Source organism: Leifsonia sp. ALI-44-B, assembly GCF_001984125.1.
Lineage (GTDB): Bacteria > Actinomycetota > Actinomycetes > Actinomycetales > Microbacteriaceae > Okibacterium.
In genome coordinates this window covers 886,878-912,539 of record NZ_MTQL01000007.1, presented here as the reverse complement: position 1 = coordinate 912,539, position 25,662 = coordinate 886,878, and the positions used below count along the sequence as shown (strand labels likewise).

Annotated in this window: 21 protein-coding genes and 2 pseudogenes; 15 read left to right on the top strand and 8 right to left on the bottom strand. The window is 69.1% G+C overall.

Features of this window, described 5'->3' with window-relative positions; all coding sequences use genetic code 11:
• The first annotated feature begins 154 nt into the window (after nt 1–154).
• A complete protein-coding gene (locus tag ALI44B_RS11300; RefSeq protein ID WP_077054752.1) occupies nt 155–5,911 on the top strand; it encodes a DUF5979 domain-containing protein in 5,757 nt (1,918 codons plus the stop codon).
• Here ALI44B_RS11300 and ALI44B_RS11295 read toward each other — a convergent pair.
• On the bottom strand, nt 5,847–6,908 hold the full coding sequence (locus tag ALI44B_RS11295) for a hypothetical protein (protein ID WP_077054751.1): 1,062 nt from the start codon (nt 6,906–6,908) through the stop codon (nt 5,847–5,849). The two genes, ALI44B_RS11300 and ALI44B_RS11295, sit on opposite strands and share 65 nt — an antisense overlap.
• Complete coding sequence (locus ALI44B_RS11290) at nt 6,905–9,757, bottom strand: DUF4062 domain-containing protein (RefSeq protein ID WP_077054750.1); 2,853 nt, start codon at nt 9,755–9,757, stop codon at nt 6,905–6,907. The genes ALI44B_RS11295 and ALI44B_RS11290 overlap by 4 nt, the downstream gene beginning before the upstream one ends.
• Before the next feature lie 307 nt (nt 9,758–10,064).
• On the opposite strand from ALI44B_RS11290, the gene ALI44B_RS11285 reads away from it, so the two are divergent.
• On the top strand, nt 10,065–10,493 hold the full coding sequence (locus ALI44B_RS11285) for a VOC family protein (RefSeq protein ID WP_077054749.1): 429 nt from the start codon (nt 10,065–10,067) through the stop codon (nt 10,491–10,493).
• A 43-nt stretch (nt 10,494–10,536) separates the two neighbouring features.
• Here ALI44B_RS11285 and ALI44B_RS11280 read toward each other — a convergent pair whose 3' ends face one another.
• Entirely contained in the window at nt 10,537–11,085 is a 549-nt protein-coding gene (locus ALI44B_RS11280) for a TetR/AcrR family transcriptional regulator (RefSeq protein ID WP_083709909.1), read from the bottom strand.
• 81 nt (nt 11,086–11,166) lie between these two features.
• Here ALI44B_RS11280 and ALI44B_RS11275 point away from each other — a divergent pair, with 81 nt between their 5' ends.
• From ALI44B_RS11275 to ALI44B_RS11255, 5 genes are all read left to right on the top strand, one after another.
• Complete coding sequence (locus tag ALI44B_RS11275) at nt 11,167–11,931, top strand: SDR family NAD(P)-dependent oxidoreductase (RefSeq protein WP_077054747.1); 765 nt, start codon at nt 11,167–11,169, stop codon at nt 11,929–11,931.
• A gap of 56 nt (nt 11,932–11,987) precedes the next feature.
• A complete protein-coding gene (locus tag ALI44B_RS11270) occupies nt 11,988–12,470 on the top strand; it encodes a hypothetical protein (RefSeq protein WP_077054746.1) in 483 nt (160 codons plus the stop codon).
• Nucleotides 12,460–12,777: a transcriptional regulator gene (locus tag ALI44B_RS11265; RefSeq protein WP_143459200.1), complete on the top strand. Its 318-nt coding sequence runs from the start codon at nt 12,460–12,462 to the stop codon at nt 12,775–12,777. Before ALI44B_RS11270 ends, ALI44B_RS11265 begins: the two co-directional genes overlap by 11 nt.
• 138 nt (nt 12,778–12,915) lie before the next feature.
• Nucleotides 12,916–13,587, top strand: coding sequence for a MerR family transcriptional regulator (locus ALI44B_RS11260; protein WP_077054744.1), 672 nt, complete (start codon nt 12,916–12,918; stop codon nt 13,585–13,587).
• Nucleotides 13,584–14,615: a hypothetical protein gene (locus tag ALI44B_RS11255; RefSeq protein ID WP_238592187.1), complete on the top strand. Its 1,032-nt coding sequence runs from the start codon at nt 13,584–13,586 to the stop codon at nt 14,613–14,615. Before ALI44B_RS11260 ends, ALI44B_RS11255 begins: the two co-directional genes overlap by 4 nt.
• A 100-nt stretch (nt 14,616–14,715) precedes the next feature.
• Here ALI44B_RS11255 and ALI44B_RS11250 read toward each other — a convergent pair whose 3' ends face one another.
• Nucleotides 14,716–15,279: a TetR/AcrR family transcriptional regulator gene (locus ALI44B_RS11250; RefSeq protein WP_077054743.1), complete on the bottom strand. Its 564-nt coding sequence runs from the start codon at nt 15,277–15,279 to the stop codon at nt 14,716–14,718.
• Complete coding sequence (locus ALI44B_RS11245) at nt 15,276–15,869, bottom strand: sugar O-acetyltransferase (protein WP_077054742.1); 594 nt, start codon at nt 15,867–15,869, stop codon at nt 15,276–15,278. Before ALI44B_RS11245 ends, ALI44B_RS11250 begins: the two co-directional genes overlap by 4 nt.
• 62 nt (nt 15,870–15,931) lie before the next feature.
• Between ALI44B_RS11245 and ALI44B_RS11240 the strand changes: the two genes are divergently transcribed.
• The 5 genes from ALI44B_RS11240 (at nt 15,932) to ALI44B_RS11220 (ending at nt 21,185) form a co-directional block, all read left to right on the top strand.
• Complete coding sequence (locus ALI44B_RS11240; RefSeq protein ID WP_077054741.1) at nt 15,932–16,519, top strand: DUF1349 domain-containing protein; 588 nt, start codon at nt 15,932–15,934, stop codon at nt 16,517–16,519.
• Between the two features lie 114 nt (nt 16,520–16,633).
• Nucleotides 16,634–16,984 carry a hypothetical protein gene (locus tag ALI44B_RS11235; RefSeq protein ID WP_077054740.1) on the top strand — a complete coding sequence of 117 codons (351 nt, stop codon included), beginning with the start codon at nt 16,634–16,636 and terminating at the stop codon, nt 16,982–16,984.
• 137 nt (nt 16,985–17,121) lie between these two features.
• Nucleotides 17,122–17,568, top strand: a complete 447-nt coding sequence (locus ALI44B_RS11230) for a hypothetical protein (RefSeq protein ID WP_077054739.1) — start codon at nt 17,122–17,124, stop codon at nt 17,566–17,568.
• Nucleotides 17,569–17,599: 31 nt separating this feature from the next.
• Entirely contained in the window at nt 17,600–20,626 is a 3,027-nt protein-coding gene (locus ALI44B_RS11225) for a DUF2207 domain-containing protein (protein WP_077054738.1), read from the top strand.
• Between the two features lie 46 nt (nt 20,627–20,672).
• Nucleotides 20,673–21,185 carry a DUF805 domain-containing protein gene (locus ALI44B_RS11220; protein WP_083709908.1) on the top strand — a complete coding sequence of 171 codons (513 nt, stop codon included), beginning with the start codon at nt 20,673–20,675 and terminating at the stop codon, nt 21,183–21,185.
• 62 nt (nt 21,186–21,247) lie between these two features.
• On the opposite strand, the gene ALI44B_RS11215 is transcribed toward ALI44B_RS11220, so the two are convergent.
• Nucleotides 21,248–22,060, bottom strand: a complete 813-nt coding sequence (locus ALI44B_RS11215) for an ABC transporter permease (RefSeq protein ID WP_077054737.1) — start codon at nt 22,058–22,060, stop codon at nt 21,248–21,250.
• Nucleotides 22,057–23,094: an ABC transporter ATP-binding protein gene (locus ALI44B_RS11210; RefSeq protein WP_077054736.1), complete on the bottom strand. Its 1,038-nt coding sequence runs from the start codon at nt 23,092–23,094 to the stop codon at nt 22,057–22,059. Before ALI44B_RS11210 ends, ALI44B_RS11215 begins: the two co-directional genes overlap by 4 nt.
• A gap of 156 nt (nt 23,095–23,250) precedes the next feature.
• On the opposite strand from ALI44B_RS11210, the pseudogene ALI44B_RS16535 reads away from it, so the two are divergent.
• The 3 genes and pseudogenes from ALI44B_RS16535 to ALI44B_RS11200 form a co-directional block, all read left to right on the top strand.
• A pseudogene (locus ALI44B_RS16535) lies at nt 23,251–23,346 on the top strand (DivIVA domain-containing protein); the annotation flags it as partial.
• A gap of 45 nt (nt 23,347–23,391) precedes the next feature.
• A pseudogene (locus ALI44B_RS16430) lies at nt 23,392–23,505 on the top strand (DivIVA domain-containing protein); the annotation flags it as partial.
• A 15-nt stretch (nt 23,506–23,520) separates the two neighbouring features.
• Entirely contained in the window at nt 23,521–24,114 is a 594-nt protein-coding gene (locus ALI44B_RS11200) for a GrpB family protein (RefSeq protein ID WP_077054734.1), read from the top strand.
• Nucleotides 24,115–24,331: 217 nt separating this feature from the next.
• Here the strand turns inward: ALI44B_RS11200 and ALI44B_RS11195 are convergent, their stop codons facing one another.
• Entirely contained in the window at nt 24,332–25,630 is a 1,299-nt protein-coding gene (locus ALI44B_RS11195) for an SGNH/GDSL hydrolase family protein (protein ID WP_077054733.1), read from the bottom strand.
• Nucleotides 25,631–25,662: the final 32 nt, after the last annotated feature.

The following is a 25,662-nucleotide window of genomic DNA, read 5'->3' as shown; positions in this document are numbered from 1 at the left end:
GCACCCCTCACGGGGGACAGCCCGCGACGCCATGCACTAAATCGTGTACTACTCCTGCGCCAAAACGGATGGTCCTCCAAAAGGAGGACATAGTCTCGGCCAAGGTTCCGAGTGAACCTCGACTTTTTCCACAACCATCCGGGGGTTTTTCACCGTGCGTCTTTTCCGCCGAACGCCGCGATCGCGCGCCAGACTGGCCGCGTTCACCGCAGCCATCCTCGCGCTGGCCGTGCTCACACCGACCGCCCCGGCCTTCGCCGCCGAGGCCGCGACGGTCAACGTGACCAAGGGCAACGACCTCGGCGGTCAGCCGCTGAAAGCCGGCGACGACGTCACCTACAACCTCTACCTCTCGTGCTCGAGCATCGAGGTCGACTGCGTCGGCTTCACCTTCGTCGACGTGCTCCCCGAGGGTCTCGTGCTGGATGCCGCGAGCCTCCCGTCCTCGACGCCCACGCGTCTGGTCGACTACGCCGAGAGCACCCGCACGCTCACGATCTCCTACCGCCAGGCGCTCGACAACCCGGTGGGCCAGGGCCTGACCGCCGGCATGAACGAGACGCTCGACATCCGCATGACACTGCCGTCGGACACGACCCTCGCCGACGGCGCGCAGCTCGAGAACACCGCGACCGTCGATGCCGAGAACGCCGAGCCCAAGACCGCCAGCAACACGGTTGCCGTCTCGGTGCCGAAGGTCACGAGCCCCGTGGCGACCAAGGCCTGGACGGGGGCATCGGCCGTGGCCGGGTCCCGCTCGGCCAGCTCGGTGCAGCTCGGCATCCGCAACGCGTCGTCGAGCTCAGCCGACGTGCGCGAACTCGCGGTCACCGACCGAGGCGCCGGCACGTTCGACCGGTTCGATGTGGCCGGTGTCACACTCGTGTCGTTCCCGCCGGGCGCCGACACGGCCGAGCTCTTCCTCTGCGCCGACCCCACCATGGCGTGCGGCGATGACGCTTTCGTCGGCGGCAGCACCCTCACCGCGGCGGGCACCTTCGCCATCCCCGCGGGCATCGACCCCGGCACCATCACGGGCGTGCGTGTCGTCTTCTCGAACGCCGACGGCTCGAAGATCCCCACCTCGGCCACGCAGGGACGCGTCGACCTGTCCGTGACGTTGCGCGACACCATCCGCTCGACCGGCGCCGAACAGAAGCCCGTCGACCGCGTCACCGTGAAGAACTGCGCCACCCCCACCGCGCGCGATGCCGCCGGTGCGGTCACGGCGGGCACCGACGTATGCGCCAACAAAGACGTTCTGCCCGACACGCTGATGCTGAACGCGTCGAAAACCTTCTTCCCCGACACGAACCACAACTTCACCCGCGACAACGGTGAGTATGCCGTCGTCGGCCAGGGCTCCGGCGTCTCGGCCATCGTGCAGGCGAAGAACAACTCCCCGTTCCCGATCTCGGAACTCACGATCACCGAACCGGCCGCCACCACGCCCGCCGAATTCGACAAGTTCGATGCCGAATCCGTGCGACTGACCCTCCCGGCCGGCGCCGCCAGCGCCCGCCTCGTGCGCACCTACTCGAACGGGGATGTGCACGACGACACCTACACCGCCAACACCACCGTCACGCTGGCCCCGGCCGCAGGGGTTCGCCTCACCGCCGTCACCGTGACCTACGCGGGACGCGACGGAGGCGCCACCATCGAGGCCGGCTCGACCGCCGCCCTCGGCCTCACCGGTCGACTGAACGGACTCGTCACCGATTCCGACCTTCCGGGCGGCACCAGCCCCGGAGTGGACAACTGCGCGCGCGTCACCGGAAGCGCCGGGCGCGCCGACGGAACCGGCACCGCGACCGCCAACGCCTGCAACACACTCGCCGTCGAGTCGCCCCGATCGAGCGGCACCGGCGTGAAGAACGTCGAGCGCTCGAGCATCCCGGCCGGCGAACCGATCCCCTTCACGCTGCGCTACACCAACAACGGCAACCTGCCGCTCGCCTCTGCCGTCATCACCGACCCGCCCACGGATGCCTCGGGCCGGCCGCTCGCGCAGGGCAACCCCTTCGCGACCCTGCGCATCACGGGCGCGACCGTCAGCAAGACGACCAACACCGGCACCGCCACCATCGAGGTCTTCGACCCGTCCGCCGACGCTTGGGTGCCCTTCGCGGCCTCGAACGCGGCGCTCCTCGAGCGCGCCACCGGCATCCGTGCCACCCTCGCCGGCGACCTCGCTCCTACGCAGTACTTCCAGCTGAACCTCACGACCGAGCGTCGTGACGGCACGGCCGACGGCATCGCGCTGAGCAACTGCTTCATCCTCGGTGCCGACGGATATGTCGGCACCCAGCCCAGTTGCTCGCCCGCGATCAGCACCGGCCCCGCGGCCGACGGCGCGACCGTGAACAAGTCCATCTCGCCCAGCGTTCTGCCCACCCACGTGCCCGGCCTGCCGAAGCAGTACGCGACCGTGAACCTCAGCGTGCGCAACACCGGCAACCTGAGCGCGCGCGAACTCGGCGTGCAAGACGGCGACCCCACGTTCTTCGACTCGGTCGACTTCGTGGACCTGCAGCAGCCCACCTTCCCGGCCACGTCGGGCGGCTCGAACCGGGTTCGCATCGACGCGTTCGTCGCCGGCGCCTGGGTGCTCGGAACGCCCGCCGCGACCGCGAGCCTGCCCGCCACCGTGAAAGCGGCCGATGTGCGCGGCATCCGAGCCGTCTTCAGCAGCACCTCGACCGTCAACGGCGGCAACGTCATCACGCCGTGCGCCACCGACCGCTGCGACGCCAAGATCTCGTTCCGCGTGACGCCTCGCGAAACCCTGCGCAGCGACGCCGACACGGATGTCGTGAGCCCCATCGACAACGCTGCGACGGGTCTCTACGCCACCCGCCTGCAGACCCCCGGCAACTGGGAGACGACCGACACCGTCACGAGCAGCTTCTCGTTGAACGACGGCACGCCGAAGCTCGACGTCGACAAGACGCCCGATGCGGCCATCGCCCCCGGCGAGAGCACGCCGTTCACGTTGAAGGTGACGAACAACGGCACCTCCAGCATCCCGAACCTGCGCGTCGTCGACGCCCTGCCGGCCGGACTCGCCTTCGACGAAACCTTCGTGGGCGACGGCGGTCAGCCGTTCCAGGTGACCGCTACCGACGTCCCCGCCGGGACACCCGCCGTGCCGACACCGACCCTCACGCTGACCCGGGACGGCGAGCACGTCTCGCAAGCCGCCTTCGACTTCGGCGCCTGGGTCTTCGCGCCGGGCGCCACCCTGAGCATCGTCGTGCAGGCCAAGCTCGAACCGGGCGTCGTGGCCGGGCAGCTGCTGACCAACACGATGGCCGCGGGTTCGACCGTGCCCGGGCTGGTCTGCACCACCGGCGACGGCACCTCGACCGACGGAACCTACGGCGCGGGCACCCTGTGCACCGACACGGCCACAGCGCGTACCCGCGCCGGAGCATCGTTCGAAGCGCGCAAGTGGGTGTCGGGCAACCCGGCCCTCGGCTGGTTCAACACCCGCACCGCTCAGCCCGCGGCGATCGGTGACGCCGGTTGCCCCGCCTACACCGAGGGTGGCGTGACCTACACGGCCACCCCCTGCATCGCGCTGGTCAACCCGGGCGACACGTTCGACTACCTCATCCGCGTGCGCAACGCCGGCACCGAACCGGGCACCCAGATGACCATCGTCGACCGTTTCCCCGTCAAGGGCGACACGGGCGTTCTGGGCGCCGACCGCGGCACCCAGTGGGACAACCGGCCCGTTCTGACCCGCGCGCCCGATGTGCGCGGCGGCGGCCCGGCCCTCCAGCTCGGCTACAGCACCGCCAAGACCCTCTGCACCGAGGACCTCGATCTCGGGTCGGCGGCCACGTGCGCTCCGGGCGACTGGGCCAGCGCCTACACGCCGGACGCGACGGCGTTCCAGGCGGTCATGAACTTCCGCCAGGCGCCCCTCGCGCCCGGGGCAGGAGTCACCATCGCCTTCTCGATGACGACACCGCTCGATGTGAGCCGCGTGAGCGACCCCACCATCGCCTGGAACTCCGTCGCCCACGCCGAAACCACGCAGCAGGGCAACGGACGCGACCGCGTGCTCGCCCCCATCGAACCCATCAAGGTCGGTGTGGCGACGAGCTACGGTTCGCTGGAGCTCGAGAAGGCGATCGGCGAGAACCCGGCGAAGGTCGACACCGACGGTGCCGAATTCACGTTCGCCTACGAGTGCACCGTGATCCCGCGCGGCGGCGTCTCAACCGTCGTGACCTCCGGAGAGCGGACCATGCGCGCCGGCGAGAAAGCGACCGTTCGTCAGATTCCGGCCGGTGCCGACTGCGCCGTCTGGGAGAGCGACGCCGACGGTGCCGTGAGTGATCACAGCACCCGTGAGACCGCAGCGCACGTGACCATCGAGCCGCACTTCGGGGCCGGTGAACAGGGGGCCGACCGCATCCCCACCGCGACCGTGTCGAACAGCTACCCGCTGGGCGTGCTCCGCGTCACCAAGACCGTCACGGGCGAGGCAGCCGCGTACGGCGCCGGACCGTTCTCGGTGGACGTGTCCTGCCTCTACAACGGTGCGGCCGTGCCCGGTTTCCCGCGCACCCTCACCTTCGACGCCGCGGGCACGCAGGATGTCGCCGCCCCCGTCGGCGCGCTCTGCACCACCAGCGAGACCGATGCCGGCGGCGCCACCGAGAGCACCGTCACGCCCGCCACCCCGCTGCTCGTGCCGGCCACCACCACCGAAACCGCCGGCGGGTCGATCCACCTGGCGGCGGTCGATGTGACCAACCGTTTCGACGCGGGCGCGCTCGTCATCAACAAGCAGCTGGCCGGCGTCGGGGTGAGCGCGAACCCCGATGGAAAGTACGTGTTCCGCGTGGCCTGTGCGTTCAACGGTGTCGACGACGTATTCGTGAAGGATGTCTCACTCATCGCTCACGACGGCGCGACGGCCCTCACCTCCGACGCCATCACGGGCTTGCCGCTCGGCGCCGTCTGCACGGTCACCGAGACCGACAACGGCGGAGCCGACAGCACCCCGCCGCCCGTCACCGTGACGATCGCGGCCGACACGGCGACCGGCAACACGGCGACCGTCGGTTTCGTCAACGACTACTCGGCCGGTGTCGTCGAGCTCACGAAGAACGTCGAGGGTGCCCTCGCCGACCAGGACTTCGTCACCGAGGCCACCTTCCGCGTGCAGGTCACGTGCCAGGTGCCCATGACGGATGCCGCGGGCGACGATGTGCTCGCCACCCTGTTCGATGGTGATGTCGACATCCGTGCCGGCGAAACCTCGCGCCTCGACGGCGTGCTGTTGCCCGTGGGAGCCCGCTGCTTCGGCGTCGAGACCGAGACCGGAGGCGCCACCACGAGCGTCGTCACCCCGGCCACGTTCGACGACGCGAAGCCGGTGACGGCCGGAACGCCCGACACGGCCCAGGTTCTCGGCATCGTGGCGGTCAACACCTTCGACGCCGCCACCGTGAGCGTCACCAAGCGTGCGGTGAACGCCCCGGATGCGAACGCGGTCTACAGCTTCCACCTGAGCTGTGCGACCGGCCCCCGCCTCGACGAGGACTTCACGTTGCGCGCCGACGAGACCCGCGAATTCACGGTCGTCGCCGGCAGCATCTGCCAGGTCGTCGAAACCCCCGTGCCCACCGGCGCGACGGTGACGATCGCCGACGATGACGCCTCGACGGGCACCACCACCGACGGCATCGTCGCGGCCACGGGTTCGCGGGCGATCACCGTGACCAACACGTTCCCCGCGCCGCTCGCCGGCAGCGACCAGCCGGGACTGTCGGCGACCGGCGCCGGCGGGATCGGGGCAGCGGGCCGCATGGCCCTCTTCCTGCTGATCACGGGCGCGATGCTGCTCGCCCTGCGACGCATTCAGCGCAAACGTCTGGAGTCGCGACCGTAGCCCCCTGAACTGCTGCACCGGTCGACCCCGAACGATCGGCGCAGCACGACGACGCCCCGTCCGACGCACCCTCCCCCGAAGGGCGTGCGTTGCGGCGGGGCGTTGTTTTGTGTGGACGTCCTCTATTGCGGCGGCGGGCTGCTGCTGCTGCGGCTGCTGCTGCGGCGCTCGTTGTAGAGGTAAAGAGGATGTAGGCGACGAGCGAGAGGCCGATCCCCGCGCAGAAGACGAGGGAGGAGGGTGCCGGCTTCAGGTCGTCGGCGCGAATGATGAGGGCGAGGACGATCGCGACGAGGCTGACGATCTGTGCCTGGAAGACCGTGCGGAAGGCGCTCCAGCGGGGGTCGCGCAGGAGCGCGAGGTTGACGATTCCGGGCAGGGTGAGGGCGGCGCCCATGACCTGGGCCGTGAGCGGGGTGAGTGTCCAGGGCCACGCGGCGATGAGGGCATCCGCCTGGAAGAAGAGGGCCAGGCCCGTGGCGAGGGATGCGACGCCGATGGCCGCGAGCACGATGCGGGTGGGGAGAGGGACTCGGTAGTCACGGGGGGCGTCGGTGCCGTCATCCGTGTGTCTGTTGACGATCATCAGGATGACGACGAGCGCCGGGGTCGTGAGGTAAAGGGCGAACCAGACGATGAACGAGATGTGGCCGGGGTGGAATTTGTCGAGGTGGAGGAGGGTCGCGATGAGGAGGAGGGTGGCGAAGACGAGGACCGCGGGGATGCCGCGGTTGACGGCACGCCAGTTGTGGGCGCGCGCCGCGGCGGCGAAGAACCAGATGCCGCCGAGGTAGGCGCTCGCGAGGAACATGGCGGTGAGGGGCGGCTCGATGGTCAAGGCGAAGAGGGCCTCGGTGGTGCCGGGGAGGAGATAGAGGAGGATGAACGCGGCCGCGAGGAACGGGAGGAGGAAGGCGGCGAGGAGGCGGCTGTAGAGCTCGGCGCCGGCGGGGCGGGCGGGAGATCGCGGGTCGGTTGCAGCGGTGTTCGCGGTCATGGACGGGCCGCCTGTTCGAGGTCGGGAGCGGCTTCGGCTTCGAGTGCGGTGGGGGCACCGTCGACAGCCCCGGGTGCCTGGAAAGCTGGGGAGGCACCGGCTGCTTCCGTAACGTCAGCGGCTTCGGCGGCCCCGGATGTCTCGACTTCCGGCTTCTCGACGTCCGGTGCACCTGCGTCCGTCACACGAGGCGACGTCGGCGGGCTGACCGCGAGCGCGACCGCTGCGGCCGGGGGCAGCAAGCGGCCACGCTCTTTGGCCGCGAGGAGTTGCGCCGCGGCGTCGCCCGCCAGGAGCGGCGCGATGGCCTGCTGGTGGAACGAGAACGTGGGGACGTTGTAGAGGCCTGACCGCTCTCGCAGCGCCTCCGATGCCCCGAGCAGGAGGCCGGTGCGCTCGATGTCTCCGTCGGCCGCGGCGACCGCGACGGCGCCCTCGAGACCGTATGCCATGCCCTCGGTGTGGCCGACGAGCGCCGAGGCGCTGAGACTTTCTCGGAACAACACGCGGGCGGTGTCGACATCCCCGAGCATGAGGTGCGCCCAGCCGAGGTGGTTCTCGGCGATCGCTGCGCTGAGGTCGTCGCCCTGGCGGCGCGCGACCTCGAGGCTTTCCTCGAATCGGTTGAGCGCCCGGCGCAGCTTCTGGTCGAAGATGGCCACGCGGCCGAGCGTCACGAGCACGAGCGCCTCGCCCCAGGTGTCGCCCGCCGAGCGCGTGAGGGTGAGGGATCGTTCGAGTTCGTCCTCCGCCTCGACGGGTTCGGGCGGCGTCGTCGTGAGCAGCGCGAGTGCCAGGGAGGTCCGGGCGAGGGCCTCCCCCGAGCGATCATCCGCGGCGTGGAAGAGCGTCGAGCTCTCGGTCAGGCCCGGGATGACCTCGGCGGGCTGCTGCCAGAAGGTGATCGCGCGGCTGTAATAGAGCGCGATGGCCCGGCTCGAGTCGTCGACGGCGTCACCGGATGCGAGCAGCTCATCCATCCAGCCCCGCACCTCGTTGAGCAGCCCGCCCATCCACCAATAGACGTAGAGGTCCCAGGCGAGGCGCGCCAGGCGATCCCATTCGCGGTGCTCGATGAGGTAGTGCACGGCGGCGCGCAGGTTGTCGCGGTCGTCGGCGAGCTGACGCATGGTCGCGTTCTGGGTGCGGCCGCGCAAAAGCGGTACCGACGCGTGGCCCAGCTCGGCGAAGTAGCGGGCGTGCGCGCGATGGGTGGAGGCGCCGGCATCCGACGCTTCGAGGCCGCGGCGGGCATAGTCGCGCACCGAGCCGAACAGGGTGAAGCGCGCATCCTCGCCGTGGTCTTGCTGGCGGATGAGGCTCGAATCGGCGAGCGCGCCCAGGCTGTCGAGCACGTCGACGTCGGCATCCTCACCCACGGCACCTTCACCCACGGCACCTTCACCCGCGACGACGTTGCCTGCGACGACCTCGGCCGCGGTCAGCGAGAAGCCGCCCGAGAACACGCCCAGCCTCTGCAACAGGGTCTTTTCGCGCGGGGGCAGCAGTTGCACGCTCCACTCGATGGTGTCGTCGAGGCTGCGTTGGCGCGCGGGCAGGTGCGGGGTGCCCGAGGCGAGGCCGCGATGCTGTTCGAGGCGCGTGAGAATGACGGATGGGGGCAGCAGACGGATGCTCGCCGCCGCCAGCTCGAGCGCCAAGGGCACTCCGTCGAGCTTGCGGCAGATGCCGACCACGGCCGCCACGTTGTCGTCGGTGACGACGAACTCCGGGGCCACGGAGCGGGCCCGCTGCACGAAGAGTTGCACGGCCGCCGATTCGAGCACCGCCTCGACATCCGTGGCGCCGGCCGCGGGGAGCGCGAGCGGGCCGAGGTCGACGCGGTATTCGCCGAGCACGCGCAGCACCGTGCGACTGGTCACGAGGAACGACAGACCCGGGAGCGCCGCGAGGAGGGCGATCAGGGCGGGCGTGGCGCCCATTACCTGCTCGAAGTTGTCCGTGATGATGAGCACGCGGCGGCCGCGCAGCGCGGTGGTGAGCGTGTCGACGAGGGGTTCGGCGCCCGTATCGCGCACGCCCAGCGCGTCAGCGATGGCCGCGGGCACCTGGTCGGCGTCGTGGGCGGCGGCGAGGGAGACGAAGACGACACCGTCCGGGAATTCCTCACGAACCGACCGGCCCAGCTTGATCGCGAGGCGGCTCTTGCCGACGCCGCCCGGGCCCGTGAGCGTGACGAGGCGCACGTCATCCTGCAGCAGGAGCGAGCGGGCCCGCTCGAATTCGCTCTCGCGCCCGAGCAGCGAGGTCAGCGGGGCGGGGATGGCGCCGGCCCCCGTATCCGAGGGCAGGTATTGCTGCGGCGGCACGATGGCGGCCGCGTCGCTGTCGGCCGAGGAGTTCTGGGAGGCGTCGAAGCGGTCGGCTAACAGCGTGGCGAGGTCGGCCTCGACCAGCTCGCGCAGCTCCTCGACCGTGTCGAAGGATTTATAGGATGCGCGGTCGTCGTTCTTGATGCGCTGCAGCAGCTCGACCAGGCGCGGCTCGAGCACGTCGTCGGTCGACTTGATGTAGATCAGGCGCGGCATCGTGGCCGGGGCGAGGTTGTATTCATCCTCGAGACCCGAGACCGTCTCATCGGGCGCGACCCAGCCGTAGCGGCGCCAATAGATGCCGAGAAAGATTTCGCTGCGCTGCAGGTAGGAGCGATAGAGGTCGCGCGGGGGATGCGGGCGAGCCCCCAGCTCGAACATGACGGGGGCGAGCCGCATCCGCTCGATCGCGCCGCGCACGGCCTGCCGTTCCTCGGCCAGGTCGCGCAATGTGGAGCTCACGAACACGCGGAGGAGTTGGTCGGGGGTTCTGATCGAAACGGGAGTGAGATTCATGAAGCATCCGATGTGAGCGCTCTCTTCACCGCACGAGGGCGGCGTGAAAATGAGGATGTCCGTGGCGGCAGCTTCGGCGAGAGGACCCCGTGAGGCACGTGCGGCCTCGAACGGTTGCAGTCGATCAGGCGCGATCGACCGGGCGGGATGCAGTCACCCTATCCCGCGCTCCCCCCGCGCGGCCATGGTCCTCAAGTACATGAACCCTCGGCTTCGAGGCTGAGGCTGGGACGCCGTCGGCATCCGCGGGGCGTAGTGCGCACACAAATACCTTGACGCGCGGCACCACCGAGATCAGCATGGCCGCATGACCATATTCATCACGTGCCCGGTCGAGAGCGTCGAACGCGCGACCGCCTTCTACACGGCCCTCGGCTGGCATCGCAACGACGAGATGTCGGGGCCCGATGCATCCTGCTTCGCGATCGCGCCCGAGCAGTACATCATGCTCGGCAGCCGGGCCATGTACGCCAGCGTCGGAGCCACCGAGGACCTCATCGGCGGGCCCGAAACCCCCTCCAAAGTCACGGTCTCGTTCGACCTGGACAGCCAGGAGGCCGTCGACGAGCTCATCGAACGTGCAGGGGCCGCGGGCGGCCGCATCGGCGACACGGATGACTACCCCTTCATGTATCAGCGTCAGTTCGACGACCTCGACGGCTACCACTACTCGCCGTTCTGCATGAAGCCGACGGTTGACGCAGGAGTCGACTCAGGAGTCGACACCGCCTCGTAAGCGAAGCCGCGAGCGGGGTCCTGAGCGGCCTAGCGATCCGTCCTTACGACCGCGGCGGGCGGAGGCCGGACATCAGGACGCCGAACAGCGTCCGGCCGCGGGGGTCGTCGGCCGTTGCCCCGAGGGTGCGCGCCGAGTAGGCGAGACCGCACAGCAGCGCCAAGAGGTCGCTCGGCTCCAGGTCCGCGCGAAGGCCGCCACGTGCCGCCTCGCGCTCCATGAAGGACGACAAAGCCTCGATCAACTCGTCGCGCAGCTCTGCGGTGCGCTCGAGGGCGCATTCGGACCGTGAAATCACCGTCTCGAAGAGCTGGTCTCCCAGGAGAAGCGCGAAGTACTTCTCGAGCACCGAGTCGATGGATGCCGCACTCGCCGGTTGGAGCATGGCGCGGAGTTCGTCGAACCGATCCCAGACGAGGGTTTCTTCGAGCGCCTCCACCGAGGCGAAGTGACGGTAGACCGTGGCCACGCCCGTGTCAGCCGCGCGGGCGATCGCGTTGAGCGCCAGGGCCTCGCCGCGCGCGTGGGCGGCCGCCGCGGCATCCAGTATGCGCTGCCGGTTGCGCACGACATCTCTTCGCTGCGTTTCCACCCTTCCACTCTAGCGAAGCGTATAGACTCTCCATTCGGATAGCCTATCCGTTTATAGTTTCACTCGAGTGAAAGGAATGAGATGCCCGCATCTCTTCGTCCCGTTGCCCTGATCACGGGGGCGAGTTCCGGCATCGGACGGCAGTTCGCCCTCGACTACGCCGCGAAGGGATTCGACCTGGTCATCGTCGCGCGATCACGAGACGCCCTCGAATCCCTCGCCGGCGAGTTGTCCGCCACGCACGGAAGCGAGGTCGTCGTGCACGCGGGAGACCTCTCGCAGGCGTGGGATGTCGCCGCGCTCGTCGAGGCGATCGCGAAACTGCCCCGTCTGGACCATGTGATCTTCAGCGCGGGCTCCGCGCCCGAGGGAGACCTGACGCGCATCGACCCTGCCGCCTTGCGCAGCATGATCGACCTCAATATCGCCGCACTGACGCTGGTGAACCAGGCCGCGATCATCCGGATGCGGGTTGCCGGGCGTGGCGTGATCATCAACATCGCGAGCGTCGCGGGTTATCAAGCGACGCCCTACCTCGCCGCCTATGGGGCCTCGAAGTCCTACGTGCGCCTGTTCAGCGAGGCGATCTCTGAGGAGAACCGGAAGCACGGCATCCGCGTTCTGTCGGTGTCCCCCGGCGATACCGTGACGCCCATGAACCCCGGTGCGGCGAAGGGGAAGCGTCAGCCCCAGGATGTCGTCGACACGGCGTGGGCGGCACTCGACGGTTCGGCGCCGTCGGTGGTGGATGGCCGGAGCAACAGGATGCTGGCGGCGCTCGCGCGAGTCCTCCCCACTCGAACGGGACTGCGCATCGCCGAGAGGATGTTCCGCGACAAGGCGTGAGCTGTGACATCCGGAAGCTATTGCTTAACCGGATGGCATGTGAAATGGTTTCCAACATGGAAAGTCACTACGAAGGCTCTCAATTCCCCGCCGATGACCGCAACCGGGAAGCTCGCGAAGCATTGGGCGCGCTCCAGTCCGATCGTTCGGCCCTGGCGGATCGGGTCGCGACGCCGCGCTGGTACTACCCACTGCTCAGCCTGGCGACCGCCGCCATCGTCGGCTCGCCCATCGGCACCGGAACGATGTGGCAATCCCTGCTGGTCACGTTCGCCTCGCTCGGCATCGTCTTCCTCGCGCTGGCCTATCAAAAGAAGACGGGCGTGACGATCACCCACACGGCCGGACCGCGCAGCCTCACCGTCGCCGTCGTCATGGGTGTCGTCATCGTCCTGCTGCTCGGAGTGTCGTTCGCCCTCGCCGCCACCGGCAACGGCGTGTGGATTCCGGCGAGCGCCCTGGCGGCGTTCCTGGTGATGTGGCTGGGCGGCCGCGCCTATGACCGTGCCTTCGACCGGGAGCTGCGGCGTGGCCGATGACGCCCGCTTCTCCGAAGCGATCCATGCACCGAACCGCCTGCGGATATGCGGCCTGCTGCGCCCCGTGGACAGCGCCGAGTTCTCGGTCCTGAAAGACACGCTCAGGTTGTCGGAGGCGAACCTCTCGAAGACGGTCCGCAGCCTGGTCGAGCTCGGCTTCGTCACGGCGAAGAAGTCGACGTCCTCGAGCCGCACCGACAAGCGCCTCACGACCACGCTCAGCCTGACGCCGCTCGGGCAATACACGTTCGACGCTCACATCCTGGCCCTGCAGCGGCTGGCCGCCGAGGCCCTGGGCGACCAGTAATTATCGCGAGGCGCCCGCGGTCGCCCGGCGAGAACTTTCACGGCGTAGGTGACGGCAAAGGGGCGGGAAGCTGATGATTATGCGAGTTCGGACGCCTCACCTCTTGTGTCTCTGAATAGATAGTGGCACTATCGGAGAGTGCGAATATCCGAAGTTGCCCAAGCCGCCTCCGTCCCGTTGACGGCCGTGAAGTATTACCAACGCGAAGGCCTCTTGCCCCCGGGCGAGAAGTCGGCGCCCAACCAGACCACCTACGACACGCGACACGTCGAGCGCGTTCGACTGGTTCGCGCGCTCTTGGAGACCGGCGGCCTGTCGGTGGCCGTGACCAAGCAGGTCCTGGCCGTGCTCGACGCCGACACGGCTCCCCTGGCCGAAGTCTTCGCCGCCGCGCAATATGCGATGACGAGCAGTCGAGCACAGGACAACGGAGCCAGCCAGGAATCACGAGACCGCATCGAGGGGCGCGTGTCGGCGGCCGGCTGGTGCTCGACCTCGGACAACCCCGGCCTCGAGGCGGCCGCCCGGGCGCTAGACGGGCTTCGCACGATCGGATTCGATGCCCCCGACGCCTACCTGGATGCCTACCTGAACGCGGCCGCGACCGCCGCGCGGGCAGATGTCGCCGCGCTGCACGGCCGCCAGGAGCGCGACGCCATCGCGGAGTTGATGGTGGTCGGCACCGTGCTCGGCGATCCGCTGTTCGCGGGGCTCCGCCGCCTCGCGCAGCAGGACGCGATGCACGACCTCTTCCCGGTGAGCGATCATGCTTCACCTGCCGGCGCCGACATCGAAGGCGCCCAATCATGACGATCCACGCCACCCTCACACCAGCGGGCGACGACGCCGGAGTAGGCCCCGGCTCCGGCTCCAACGGCGGTCGCCCCCTCAGCGCGACTCTTCGCCGCGCCTCCGCCTGGCATCCGCCGCTCATGACGGTCGCGGCACTCATGGCCGTCTGCGCCGTCATCGCGCTCGTCGGAATGTGGCTCGACCCGCGCGTCATCCTCGGCGCTCCGGCCTGGGCGAAGCCGCTCAAGTTCTCGCTGTCGATCCTGCTCTACACCGTGACCTGGGCGTGGCTCATCGCCCACTTGCCGCGCTGGCAGAAGTTTGCGCGGCGCCTCGGCACCGTCATCGCCGTCACCCTGGCGATCGAACAGGTGCTCATCGTGTGGGCCGCGGCGACCGGCACGACGAGCCACTTCAACGTGTCGGATGGCGTGCACGTCATCGTCTGGGCCATCATGGCCGTCTCGATCACGATCATGTACCTGGCGACCTTCCTCACCTCGGTGGCGCTCGTCTTCCTTCGCCTGCCGACCCCGGCGCTCACCCTCGCCGTTCGAGCCGGCGCCGCCATAGCGCTCGTGGGCATCGGCGTCGCCTTCCTCATGACGGGTCCGACCCCGAGCCAACTCACCGAGCCCACCGGGATCATCGGCGCCCACGCGGTCGGTATCGCGGACGGCGGGCCCGGCCTACCGATCCTCGGCTGGAGTCTCGTCGGCGGCGACTACCGTGTCGCGCACTTCGTCGGCATGCACGCGCTCCAGATCCTCCCGCTCTTCGCCCTGCTCGTGAGCGTCGTCGGCGCGCGCATCCCCCGCCTGCGCCGATCAGACACGCAGACGCGGATCGTGGCCGTCGCCGCGGCAGCGTATGCGCTGGCAACCGTTTTGCTCACCTATCAGGCTTTCGTCGGCCAGTCTGTCGCTCACCCCGCGGGGGCGGTTCTCGTGGCGGCGGTGGTCGTCACCGTCGCGGCTTTCGTGGGCGCGGCGAGCATCCTGCTCCGCGCGCAGCCTCAGTACCGCACCGTCACGACCGCAGCCTGACCCCCTGCGGTCTGGCCTCCCGGCGAGCGAGCACCTCGAACGCCTGGGAGCCAGTCATCCTCGGCCTTGTCGTGGCCGATGGGTGACCGCACCCGGCCGATCAAGGGCGCAGGATGCGGCGCACGGCCTCGACGACGAGTGCATCATCCGGCCGCGTCACGTCGAGGGCGCGGTGGATGGTGAGCCCCTCGATCAGGGCGTCGAGCAGGCGCGCGGTCGACGGGTCGAAGTGCCGCTCGAGAGCCGCGCGGCTGCGAGCCATCCACGTTTGCGTGATCGTTCGGTATTCGGGCCGGCGGGCCGCGAGCGTGTAGAGCTCGTGGGTGAGGACGAGATCGCGGTCGGTGCCGAAGGTGTCGTGCAAGATGATGTCGACCACGGCGCGTTCGGCGCCCTCGTCGGATGTCGCGCTGTCCAGTCGGCGCGCGAATTGCGTTGCGACCTGATCGGCGAAGAGCGTGAAAGCCTCGCGCAGGAGCTCGTCCATGCCGGTGAAATGGTAGGTCATGGACCCGAGTGGGACGTCGGCCGCGGCGGCCACACGACGGTGGGTCGTGCCGTCGACCCCGACGTCGGCGATGACGTCGAGGCAGGCTTCGATGACGCGCTCCCGTCGGTGCGGGTCGGTGCGGCGCGTGGCCCGCTCAGGGCCTGCCGACGTCACCGCGACTCGTCGATGGCGCGGATGACGCGGGCCGGGTTGCCGACCGCGACCACGCCGGCCGGGATGTCGCGCGTGACGACCGAGCCGGCGCCGATCACGCTGTCCGACCCGATGGTCACGCCCGGGCACACGATGACGCCGCCGCCCAGCCACACGTTGTCGCCGATCGTGATGGGTTTGGCGCCCTCGATCTTGTCGCGGCGGGGCTGCGCCTCGACGGGATGCGTCGGCGTGAGCAGTTGCACGTTCGGGCCGATCTGGCAGTCCTCGCCGATGGTGATGGCGGCGACGTCGAGGGCCGTGAGGTTGTAGTTGACGAACGTGCGCGCGCCGATGCGGATGTGCTCGCCGTAGTCCACGAAGAGAGGCGGCTTGACGACGGCGTCCGGGCCGAGCGAGCCGAGAAGCTCGACGAGCAGGGGACGGGCGGCCGCCTCGTCCGCGAGCGTGGCTCGATAGTAGGCGTCGGCCAGGCGATCCGCACGGCCGGCCCGGCGCGCCATCTCGGGGTCGTCGGCGATGTAGTCGTCACCGGCGAGCATCCGCTCGTAGTTGCTGCGGGAATCTCCGGGGAAGTGGTCGATCGTCATGTGTACAAGTGTACGCTGGGGGCCGTGGCCGGCCGGGCCGCGCTGAGGAGAGGACATCCGCCATGACCGATATCGACTGGAACTCGGGCACCTGGACGACACCGCCGGCGCGCGTGGAGATCGACGACGACGGCATGCGCGTGACCGCGGTCGAGGAGAGCGACGCCTGGCGCATCACGTCCTACGGCTTCATCCACGACACCGAGCACGCGCTGCTCGTTCCGTTCGAGCAAAACTCGGCCATGGAGGTCGCGTTCCACCTCGACTTCTCGGCCCAGTTCGACCAAGCGGGCATCTTCGTCAAGGTCGACGACACCACCTGGATCAAGACCGGCGTCGAACGCAGCGACGGCGAAGACAGCCTCGGCGCGGTCGTGACGCGCGGCATGTCCGACTGGTCACTCTCCCCCATCCCCGGCTGGCACGGCCGGCTCGTCACGGTGCGCGCCAGCAGATCGGGGGATGCCCTCACCATTCGTGCCCGCGTCGACGACGAGGCCTGGCGGCTCGTTCGCGTCGCACCCCTCGACCCCGACGCGACGGTCACGGCGGGCCCCATGTGCTGCGCGCCATCGCGAGCCGACCTCACGGTTCACTTCACGTCGTGGCGCATCGTCGAGGCCGACGCGAACTTGCATCCCGAGCACTGATCCGGAGGCGCCAAATAGCTTCCGGACCCTTGCGGGTCAACCCCTGACGCACGCGCCGGGCCGTCATCTACCGTTTTAGAGAGATCTGGTAGAGGACCGGGGGAAGGCCACACGATGCAAAAACTTTTCTACGCGAGCGGATACGTCATTTTGGGAGACGATATCTGCACGGCCGTCGTCGAGTATGCGCGGGCCCTGGCCAACGTCGGAAAGTCGGATCTGGTGACCGTCCCCGCCTTGTCGGATGAAGCATTGCGCGGCGAAGCCCGGTTGCTTCTCGGGCCCGCGAGCCAACTGTTCTCTTCGCCGGCGCTCGACCGGGCCGTCGACCTCGACGACGAGGCCGCGCTGGAATCAATGCGTGAGAAGACCCGCAACCTGCGCCCCCCGAAGCCGCGCGAAGCCACCGACGGCGCGGACGACGACAACGACACCGCCCCTTCGGATTACGACGGCGACTTCTGACGAGAGCGCGGGCGTTGACGTTGGCGTTGGGGCCCAGCCCGCACTCGAACGACAGGCGAGGCCCGCGGAATCGCTGTAGTCGTAAACGCTGACTGGCGTGCGACCATTGTCGGGGGGATTACATGCGACTAGTCAATATGTCTGTCTTCGCAGTGGCGGCGACCGCGGCGACCTGGCTGGGGCTGGTCGCCTGGAATATCGCTATCGTCGCGGGCGGCTTCGACGAAAGACCGGGGACGTCTCTTTTCGCATCTTTCCTCCTGTTCATCCCCCTGTTCGGTTGGTGCGCGCTCGGCGTACTCTTCTACGCCGGGGGCATGTTCACGATTCCGCTGCTGTTCCCTCGCCCGAGTTGGTTCGCGGGCGCGCTATCCGGCGTGGCGCTCATCCTGCCGTTCGTGCTGTTCATGGCCCTGAATCTGAGCCCGCTCAATGGCGTTCACCAGTCGGCGTCGTCGCTTTTCCTGAGCTTGCGCGACTATGCGGTTTACATCGCTTGGGCGGCACTGTGCGGCGCGTTGTGCTCGCCGCTGATGCGTTCCCGGGCCGAGGCCCCGCTACCGAGAGGCAGCCAAGAGGCCTGAGCCACCGCGGGCGCTGTGCCAGACTCGAAGAGTGACGACCGAGGACCCGGCACAGCCGCCCGCAGACGCGGCGGGGGCTGACGCTTCAGACGAACGCATCCTCGACCCGGCCCCGAAGCACAGCCCGTTGTGGGTCGTGTTGTCGCGGTGGCTGCTGGCGCTCGAGACCTGGTTGCGATCGAGGGGCGGCCCCGGGCTGCGCTACAGCCTGCGCGGGTTCTGGGCGCTCGTGGCGTTTGCCGGCATCGTGCTGCTCGTGGGGCCGGTCATCAACAAACCCCTCACCCTCGACGACATCACCGAGGCGGCCTCCAACGTCACCGACACGTGGATCGCGCGGCAGTTCACCGCCGACTACCGCGTCACGCGCACCGACGACGGCCGCATGGACGTGCAGGTCGAAGAGCGCATCACCGCGCAATTTCCGGATGCCTCGGGCGACGCGGGTGGCGGTGCGGGCGGCGGTGCGGGCGGCGAGCGCGGCATCCAGCGCACTCTCGCGAGCCAGTACCAGGGCCATGCGCTCACACCGGACGCCATCGAGGCGACACTGGATGGCAAGACACTCGACGTGGGCCGATCGGACACGCCCACCCAGGTGCAGCTCACGCTTGAGGGCGACGACACCCTGCAGGGCACCCACGAATTCGTGCTGCGCTATAACCTGCACGACCTGGCCTTTTCGTCGACCGACGCTGACACGGGCCGCCCGGTTGATCTGCTCAAATGGGATGTCTTCGGCCCCTCCTGGCCGCAGGGACTCTCGGGGCTCGACGTCTCGGTCACGATCCCGCGCGACGTGGACGCGCAGCTCATCCGCCAGCCGCGCAGCAGCCTGACGTGGCTCATGGCGGCGGGCGGCGTGTGGCTCGACCCGGAGCCGCGGTCGGCGACGGGTTCACCCGACGACGTCACCTACCGCTTCATCTCGGACGAGAACGTGCCGCCACACGCGCACGCCGGTTTCGTGATGTCGTTCGAGCCCGGCACCTTCGCGATGCCCCCACAGACGCCGCTCTACTGGGTTCAGGTCTATGGCCCGATTGCGCCGCTCGTCTTCCTCGCCCTGACCTTCTTGCTCGCCTTCGCGGCGCGCGCCGTGGCGTGGAGTGACGCGCGCGGTCGGCCCTGGTTCGTGGCGCAGCACGACCCGCCGTCAGGCATCAGCCCACATCTGGCGGCCCAGGTGTTGCGCCGTCCCCGTGCGGCCCAGCTCGCCGCAGCACTCAGCGCCGCCCAACGGCGCGGGCTCGATCCGGATGAGCGCGCCTCACGTTTTGCCGCCGCCGCCCGCGTCGCCCGGGGCACCGGCACCATCGGCGACCTCCCTCTTGCGCTGCTGCGATCGGCCGTCGCCACGGAACGCCGCACCCAGCTGACGATGGGACTGCGCCGCATCCCGCGCGGTTTCGTGCGCGATCTCTTCATCGCGGCCCCGCTCGCGCTCACGGTCCTGCAGTGGGGGTTGCTGCGCCAGCTCTCCTATCAGGCCACGCTTTCGGTGGTGTGGTGGCCCGTGGCCTTCGTCGTTCTGTCCTCCGTTCTCGCGGTGTTCGTGCTGGCCATCGCCCTGTCGGCGCGGCCCCTCACCCGCCGCGGCGCGCTGGTCAAGCAGCACTTGCGCGGCGTGGGCGTGTATTCCGAGCGCACGCAGCTGACCGCGCGCGGTCCCATCGGCGACCGGCTCCTGCCCTACGCCGTGCTGTTCGGGCCGCCCCGCCAGGCGGGCAAGCGCGTGAGCGCGCTCATCGAGGGCAGCATCGGCGAGACGGCGCGCTCGCGCGAATCCCGGGGCGACTTCTCGTCGGCGTCATCCCTCTCGGCGGGAGCCCGCACGGCGATCCGTGGTCTCTCGCTCCTCCTCGTCGCCGGTTCGATCGTTGCCGTCGCCGTGCTGCCCAACCCCTACCCCGGCCCCGCCGAGTACCGCTCCTACAGCGGCGACGTGCCCGGCACGCTTTACACGAAGGTGCAGTCCCTCGAGGCCGCCGCCGAACTCACGCGCGCGGATGACGGGGGCGCCCGGCTCGCGGTCACCGAGGAGGTCTCGGTATCGTTCGGCGACGAGGGCGCCCGCGTGCCCCAATTCGCCCAGCAGTGGCGCGGCAGCATCGACGGCTATGACCTGGGCCTCGAGGTGTCGAGCGTGACCGTCGATGGCGCGCCCGCGAAATTCTCCGTGACCCCGGATGCCGACACCCTCCTGCTCGCCACCGAGCTCTCGCAGGTGCTGACAGGAACTCACGACATCCGCATCGAATACTCCCTCACGTCACCGATCGTGGCTGCCGAAGATTCCTCAGGCATAGCGGTCGATCGGATGGCGTGGGGCGCGCTCTTGACCGGGTGGGCGAACGACGCGAACTGGGGCGGCGACCCCGCTCCCTCTCCGCTGCGGCTCGAGCTGCGCGTGCCCGACGAGCTTGCCGCCGAGCAGACCTCGGGTGGCTGGAACACCTCGGGCAGCGCGTCATCCGACATCTCTGGCGCACCCGGCGACGCGGTCATCCCCTTCGGCGAGTTCGAGGCGACGCCCGGCACGAAGGTTCCCTCTGTCGAGGAATCCTCGGAGGCGGAGGGCATCCAGACGCACGCACTCGACCTGAAGCGAAATGGTGAGTCGGGCTACCCCTCCGAGCTCACGGATGCCGATGCGGGAGCAACCCTCGACTTCCCAGCCGGCACGTTCGACCGCCCGAACACGGAGCAGGCGCGCACACCCGAGCAGCAGACGGCAGCCGCGGTGACGCTCGCCGTGTTCGTGCTCGGCGGCCTCGGCTCCGTGCTCGGTCTCGCCGCCGCCATCGCCGGCGCCCTGCGCAACCCACGCGTGTTCCGCCGCGGCGTCCCCCGCGATCTCGCCCGGTGGCTGCTGCCCGCCGTCGTCCTGTCGGGCGCCATCCTCTTCGGCTGGCTCAGCGCCCAGATGCCCGGCGACGAACCGTCGTTCCTGCCGCTCGCGCTCGTCACGCTCGCCTCCGTCGTGCTCGGCGTGACGGGACTCGTGCTCACCCGGCGGGCACTTCTCCCCATCGCTTCCGACGGCGACCCGACCTAGTCTCGAGACACGACCCGCCCGACTCGAACGACCAGAAGGACTCGCCGTGACCTACCCCGCATACCCCGCCACCACCGCCGGCGCCCACACACCCGGGCCCGCGCCCATCCCGCCGGGACGCCCCGGCGACGCTCCCCGACCCGGCGCATCCCCGGGTGTCGCGATCGGGCGCTTCTTCGCCCGCTATGCCACCTTCGCCGGACGATCGAGCCGCAGCGAGTACTGGTGGATCGCTCTGCTCAACGTGGTCGTCCTGATCGGCGGCCCCATCCTCGCCGTCGTGCTGCAGCGGCTCACGGCCGGCATCGACCAGTACGGCGAGGTCAGCGAGAAGATCACGTTCCCGGCCGGCCTCACGGGCTTCATCGTCGTTCTCTACCTGCTGGGCACCCTCATCCCGAACCTCGCTCTGACCGTGCGCCGACTGCACGACCTCAACCTGTCCGGATGGTTCGTGCTGCTGGGCCTCGTGCCCACGATCGGCGGCCTCGCGCTCCTCGTTTTCGCCGCCTTCCCCGGCAGCCCCTACGCCGCGCGCTACGACCGCCCGGCCCGCTGACGGGCGCGCTGGATCAGGCCTCGTAACCTGCCGGCGAGCCCCGCCGCGGACGACCCGCCCACTCACCGCTCGCGGATGTCCCAGCGGAACAACCGCGCCGCGAGCAGCGTCGCGACGACCGTGGCCGCGGCCATGAGGCCCCACAACACGTAGACACTCGCGAAGGGCGTGTACCCCGACAGGTCGGCACCGGCCGCTTGGATGAACCAGGCGGTGGGGATGGCGTTCAGCACGGGCACCAGCCAGTCGGGAAAGAGCGACGGCGGAAAAACGGTGCCCGACGTCAGCAGCACGATGATGGGGATGAGCCCCGTGAACTGGTTCGCCACCTCGGCATTGCGCAGCCGCGACGCCAGCAGGTAGCCGAACGAGAAGAGCATGACGAGCCCGAGCAGCAGCGTGACACTCAGCCGCAGCGTCTGCAGCGGATCGAGGTAGCCGCGCGCGATGGCGATCGCCAGGATGACGACGGCCTCGGCAGCTCCGAGCGCGAAACGGGCGGGGGTCTGCGCCAGCAGGAACGTGAGCCGCTTGAGGGGTGTGGTGCCGAGCAGGCGCAGGGTTCCGCGTTCGCGCAGGGCGACGAGGGGCACGGTCGTTCCCGTGATGGCGATGGCGAGATAGCCGACGACGATGCAGGTGGCCAGGTTGAGGCGCAGATAGTCGCCGCCCGGAACATCCGGGCTGTCGGCCAGAACCGCGTTGAGCCACACGATCAGCAGCAGGAAGAAGCCGAACATGAACATCATCGACGCCACGATCTTGCCGTTGCGCAGCAGCTCGAGGGCGCTCGCGCGGCTGACCTCGACGAAGGGGGATCGGCGCGCCGGTTCGGCGGCGCGCGGACGGCCGGTGGGCGACGTGACGGCGCTCATGCGGCGCTCCCCTCGGTGTTCGTCGACGAGGTGTTGGACGACGAGGTGTTAGTCGACGAGGTGTTGGTCGACGCGGGCCCGGCAGATCCGTTCTCCGCCAGCTCGACGAACAGATCCTGCAACGAGCTGCGGTGCACCGCGAACTCGCGCGCCTGCAGCCCCGGCGTGAAGGTGATTGCGCGCAACAAGCCGTCCGGGTCATCCGTTTTCACGACGACACGGATGCCGCCCGCCACGTTCTCGGACGACACCGCGTTGGCCCCCTCCATCCGCTCGACCGGGCCCAGGTCGGTGCGCGCCGCCACCACGAAGCGCACCGTGCTCTCGCCCGCGCTCTGACGCACGAGGTCGGCCGGCGAACCCGACGCGACGATCTCGCCGCGCACCAGGATGGCCACCCGATCGCAGAGGGCCGTGGCCTCCTCCATGTCGTGCGTGGTGAGCAGAACCGTGACGCCGCGGTCACGCAGAGCCCGAATGGTCGACCACAGGTGCAGGCGCGCGCTCGGGTCGAGGCCCGCGGCCGGTTCGTCGAGGATGACGAGCTCGGGGTCGCCGATGAGGGCAACGGCCAGCAGTAGCCGGCGCGTCTGACCGCCCGACAGGTGCCTGGCGCGGATGCCCTGATCGGCCGTCAGACCGACCTCGGCGAGGAGGGGCTCGAGGGCGGCCGGGCGCTCATGAAAGGACGCGAACAGGCGCAGCGTCTCGGCGACGGTGAGGTGGTCGAAGAGGCTGGCCGCCTGCGGCTGCACGGCCACGCGAGCGGTGAAGGCGGCCCGGTCGGCGACGGGGTCGAGGCCCAGCACGCGCACGGTGCCCGATGTGGCGGCGCTGAGGCCCGCGAGGCAGTCGATGGTGGTCGTCTTGCCGGCGCCGTTGGGCCCCAGGATGCCGAACACCTCGCCGCGCGCGATCGCCAGGTCCACGCCGCGCACCACCTCGGTGTCGCCGAAACTCTTGGTCAGCGCACGCACCTCGATGGCGGCTTCGTGCCGCGGGTCGTGGCCCGCTCGGTCCTCGTTGATCCCCATACTCGGACGCTACCGACGCGGCGCGCGCGGCACCTCCACCGGCAGGCGGAGCGGCCTCCGCCGAGGGGCATCGTTCTGGCGAAACACGGCCCGCCGCGTGCGCCACACGTTCGTACTCGACGCGTGGCAGGATCGAGGAAGACCAGAGGGGGATGCATGCGTTCAGAGGATGTCGCGGCCAAGAAGTTCGGTATGACGCGGTGGCGCGAGGGCTACGAGCCGCGCGAAGTCGACGAGTTGATGGACCAGGTGCGCGAGACGCTCGCCGGCTATGAACGGCGCCGGTCAGTAGACCCCATCAGGGGGGATGACGTCGTCGTCTCCCGTTTCAGCCCGACGAGGTTCCGTACGGGCTACGACCAGAACGAGGTCGACGATTACCTCGACGAGATCGTGGCGGCGCTGCGGCAGCACGAGGCACGCTGAATGGCCGAGGACTCGCACGCCGACCCGGGCTCGGGCCCTCGTCGAGCGGATGTCTCCGAGCTCGAGCTCGTGGGCGGCCCCGAGGCCCTGCGCGTGGGCCTGCACGATTACGACGAGCGCTGGCCCGAGATCTTCGAGCAGCACCGCCGGCGCATCGCGGATGCCCTCTCCCCCGCATCCGTCGACATCGAACACATCGGCTCGACCTCCGTGCCCGGCCTGGCGGCGAAACCGATCGTCGACATCGTCGTAGCCGTCGCCGACATCACGGCCGACGAGGACTACCTCGACGCCCTGCTCGCGGCCGGTTACGAGCTGCGCGTGCGGGAGCCCGGACATCGCATGGTGCGCACGCCGGAGCGGGACATCCACGTGCACGTCTACGAACGCGGCGACGCGGCCATCGACGAATACCTGCTGCTGCGCAATCACCTGCGCTCCCACACTGCCGATCGCGCGCTGTACGAGAGCACGAAGCGCGCCCTCCTGTCGCAGCAATGGGACGACATGAACGCCTATGCCGACGCGAAGACCGACGTCATTCTCGAGATCAAGGCGCGGGCGCGCGCTCGCACCGCCACACAGCCGGACTGAGGCGAGGCCGCAGCCCCACGCCGGGGACTCTCAGCGCTTCTTCGCGCGCCTTGTTACGACGATCGCGGTGGCAATGCTGATGCCGACGCCGACGGCGGTGAAGACGATCCAGAAAATCATGGGTGCGCTCATGTCTTGAACACTACGGGCGCTCGCGGGCGCCCCTCTTCCCCCGTGAGGCGGAAAAGGTGACGCCCGCGACACGCGCGGGCGCGGACTAGGCCGGCTTCGAGGTGAAGTAGACGTAGAGGATGGCGGCGATGACGTCGTATCCGTGACTGTTGGGGTGGATACCGTCCGACATGAACTCGGTCGTGGCCGAAGCCGCCCCGAAGTACTTCGGGATGTAGGTGCCGAGGTTGAAGAACCCTACCTTGGCCGTGGGATTCGCCGTCACGAAGTCCTTGACCGCGTCGTTTTGCGCCTTCACGTAGTCCGACCAGGGCAGAGTCCGCTTCGCCCCGAACTCGTAAGGCATGATGACGAGTTTCGTGGCGGTGGGCTTCTTGGCGTGCATGAGCGCCAAGTAGTTCATTGTGTGTTGCTTCACATCCGTGGGTGGGATCTGGTTCGCGTAGTCGTTCGTGCCCCACATCGAGGCGATGAGGTCGGGTTCATAGCGCACGAGGCTGTTCGCCCATCCGCTACTTCCCGTCCCCGTGCCGAGCCCTACTGGCGCTCCCGAGGCCGCCGAGAACTGCCACGTCATCGAACCCGATTGACTCGACTCGACGGCGTGGAAACCGGCAGCTTCGTCTCCGTCGTAGATGTCGAATCCCTCGAGGTACACGCCGCTGGTCTCGGCCGTGACCTTCACGGTCCGCACCGCAGAGCTGAAGGGCCCCAGCGTGAGCTGCCCTTCGGCGATCGACGCGGGCGTGACTTTCTGCGGCGCAGCGGATCCGATCTGCACGAAGAAGACGGTGGCCGTCGTTTGCGCCCGGTAGGAGACACGCACGGAGGTGAACTTCTGCGTGAACGACGTCGCCTTGATGATGCCCTTTTCCAACAGCAGCGAGCGTCGCCCGAGGCCCTCCTGCGTGCTGCGCTTCAGGGCATACGTGTTGGCCTGGATGTCGATGACATTGTCGCTGGGCCCGTAATACGTCAGATACGTTGCGGTCACGGGCTTCGGCACAGCCCCCGAGAACTGATACCGCGCGGGCACATAGCCGAGGCCACCCAACGGTTGCTGCTTCGAGCGACGCAACCGGTCGAGGAGCAGGGCGGGGTAACCCTCCTGCGGGTTGGCGGCCCCATAGGCCTCGGTGATGGAGTCACCGTTGAAGACGATGCTCGCCGTCCCCGCGGCCACTTTCTGGAAGAATCCGGCCAGCGGATCGGTGGGCGCATAGGTGAGACTCGCCGGGATGTAGGGCCGCGTGGCGGCGGCAAAAGCCGGCTGCCCGACACCGCCGGCGAGCAGCAGACCGGCCGCTCCGGCCGCCGCGCCCTGGAGGAGCGATCGTCGTGTGAAGGCCCGGCCCGGCGCCTCGGATGGGTGGTTCGTGGACATGTTTTCCCCGCTGTCTGTCGACCCGATGATGG

Coding starts and splice junctions, on each gene's coding strand:
- ALI44B_RS11295 (WP_077054751.1), bottom strand. CDS start 6,908: ATGACCGCGAACACCGCTGCAACCGACCCGCGATCTCCCGCCCGCCCC.
- ALI44B_RS11290 (WP_077054750.1), bottom strand. CDS start 9,757: ATGAATCTCACTCCCGTTTCGATCAGAACCCCCGACCAACTCCTCCGC.
- ALI44B_RS11285 (WP_077054749.1), top strand. CDS start 10,065: ATGACCATATTCATCACGTGCCCGGTCGAGAGCGTCGAACGCGCGACC.
- ALI44B_RS11275 (WP_077054747.1), top strand. CDS start 11,167: ATGCCCGCATCTCTTCGTCCCGTTGCCCTGATCACGGGGGCGAGTTCC.
- ALI44B_RS11270 (WP_077054746.1), top strand. CDS start 11,988: ATGGAAAGTCACTACGAAGGCTCTCAATTCCCCGCCGATGACCGCAAC.
- ALI44B_RS11255 (WP_238592187.1), top strand. CDS start 13,584: ATGACGATCCACGCCACCCTCACACCAGCGGGCGACGACGCCGGAGTA.
- ALI44B_RS11245 (WP_077054742.1), bottom strand. CDS start 15,869: ATGACGATCGACCACTTCCCCGGAGATTCCCGCAGCAACTACGAGCGG.
- ALI44B_RS11240 (WP_077054741.1), top strand. CDS start 15,932: ATGACCGATATCGACTGGAACTCGGGCACCTGGACGACACCGCCGGCG.
- ALI44B_RS11235 (WP_077054740.1), top strand. CDS start 16,634: ATGCAAAAACTTTTCTACGCGAGCGGATACGTCATTTTGGGAGACGAT.
- ALI44B_RS11230 (WP_077054739.1), top strand. CDS start 17,122: ATGTCTGTCTTCGCAGTGGCGGCGACCGCGGCGACCTGGCTGGGGCTG.
- ALI44B_RS11215 (WP_077054737.1), bottom strand. CDS start 22,060: ATGAGCGCCGTCACGTCGCCCACCGGCCGTCCGCGCGCCGCCGAACCG.
- ALI44B_RS11210 (WP_077054736.1), bottom strand. CDS start 23,094: ATGGGGATCAACGAGGACCGAGCGGGCCACGACCCGCGGCACGAAGCC.
- ALI44B_RS11200 (WP_077054734.1), top strand. CDS start 23,521: ATGGCCGAGGACTCGCACGCCGACCCGGGCTCGGGCCCTCGTCGAGCG.
- ALI44B_RS11195 (WP_077054733.1), bottom strand. CDS start 25,630: ATGTCCACGAACCACCCATCCGAGGCGCCGGGCCGGGCCTTCACACGA.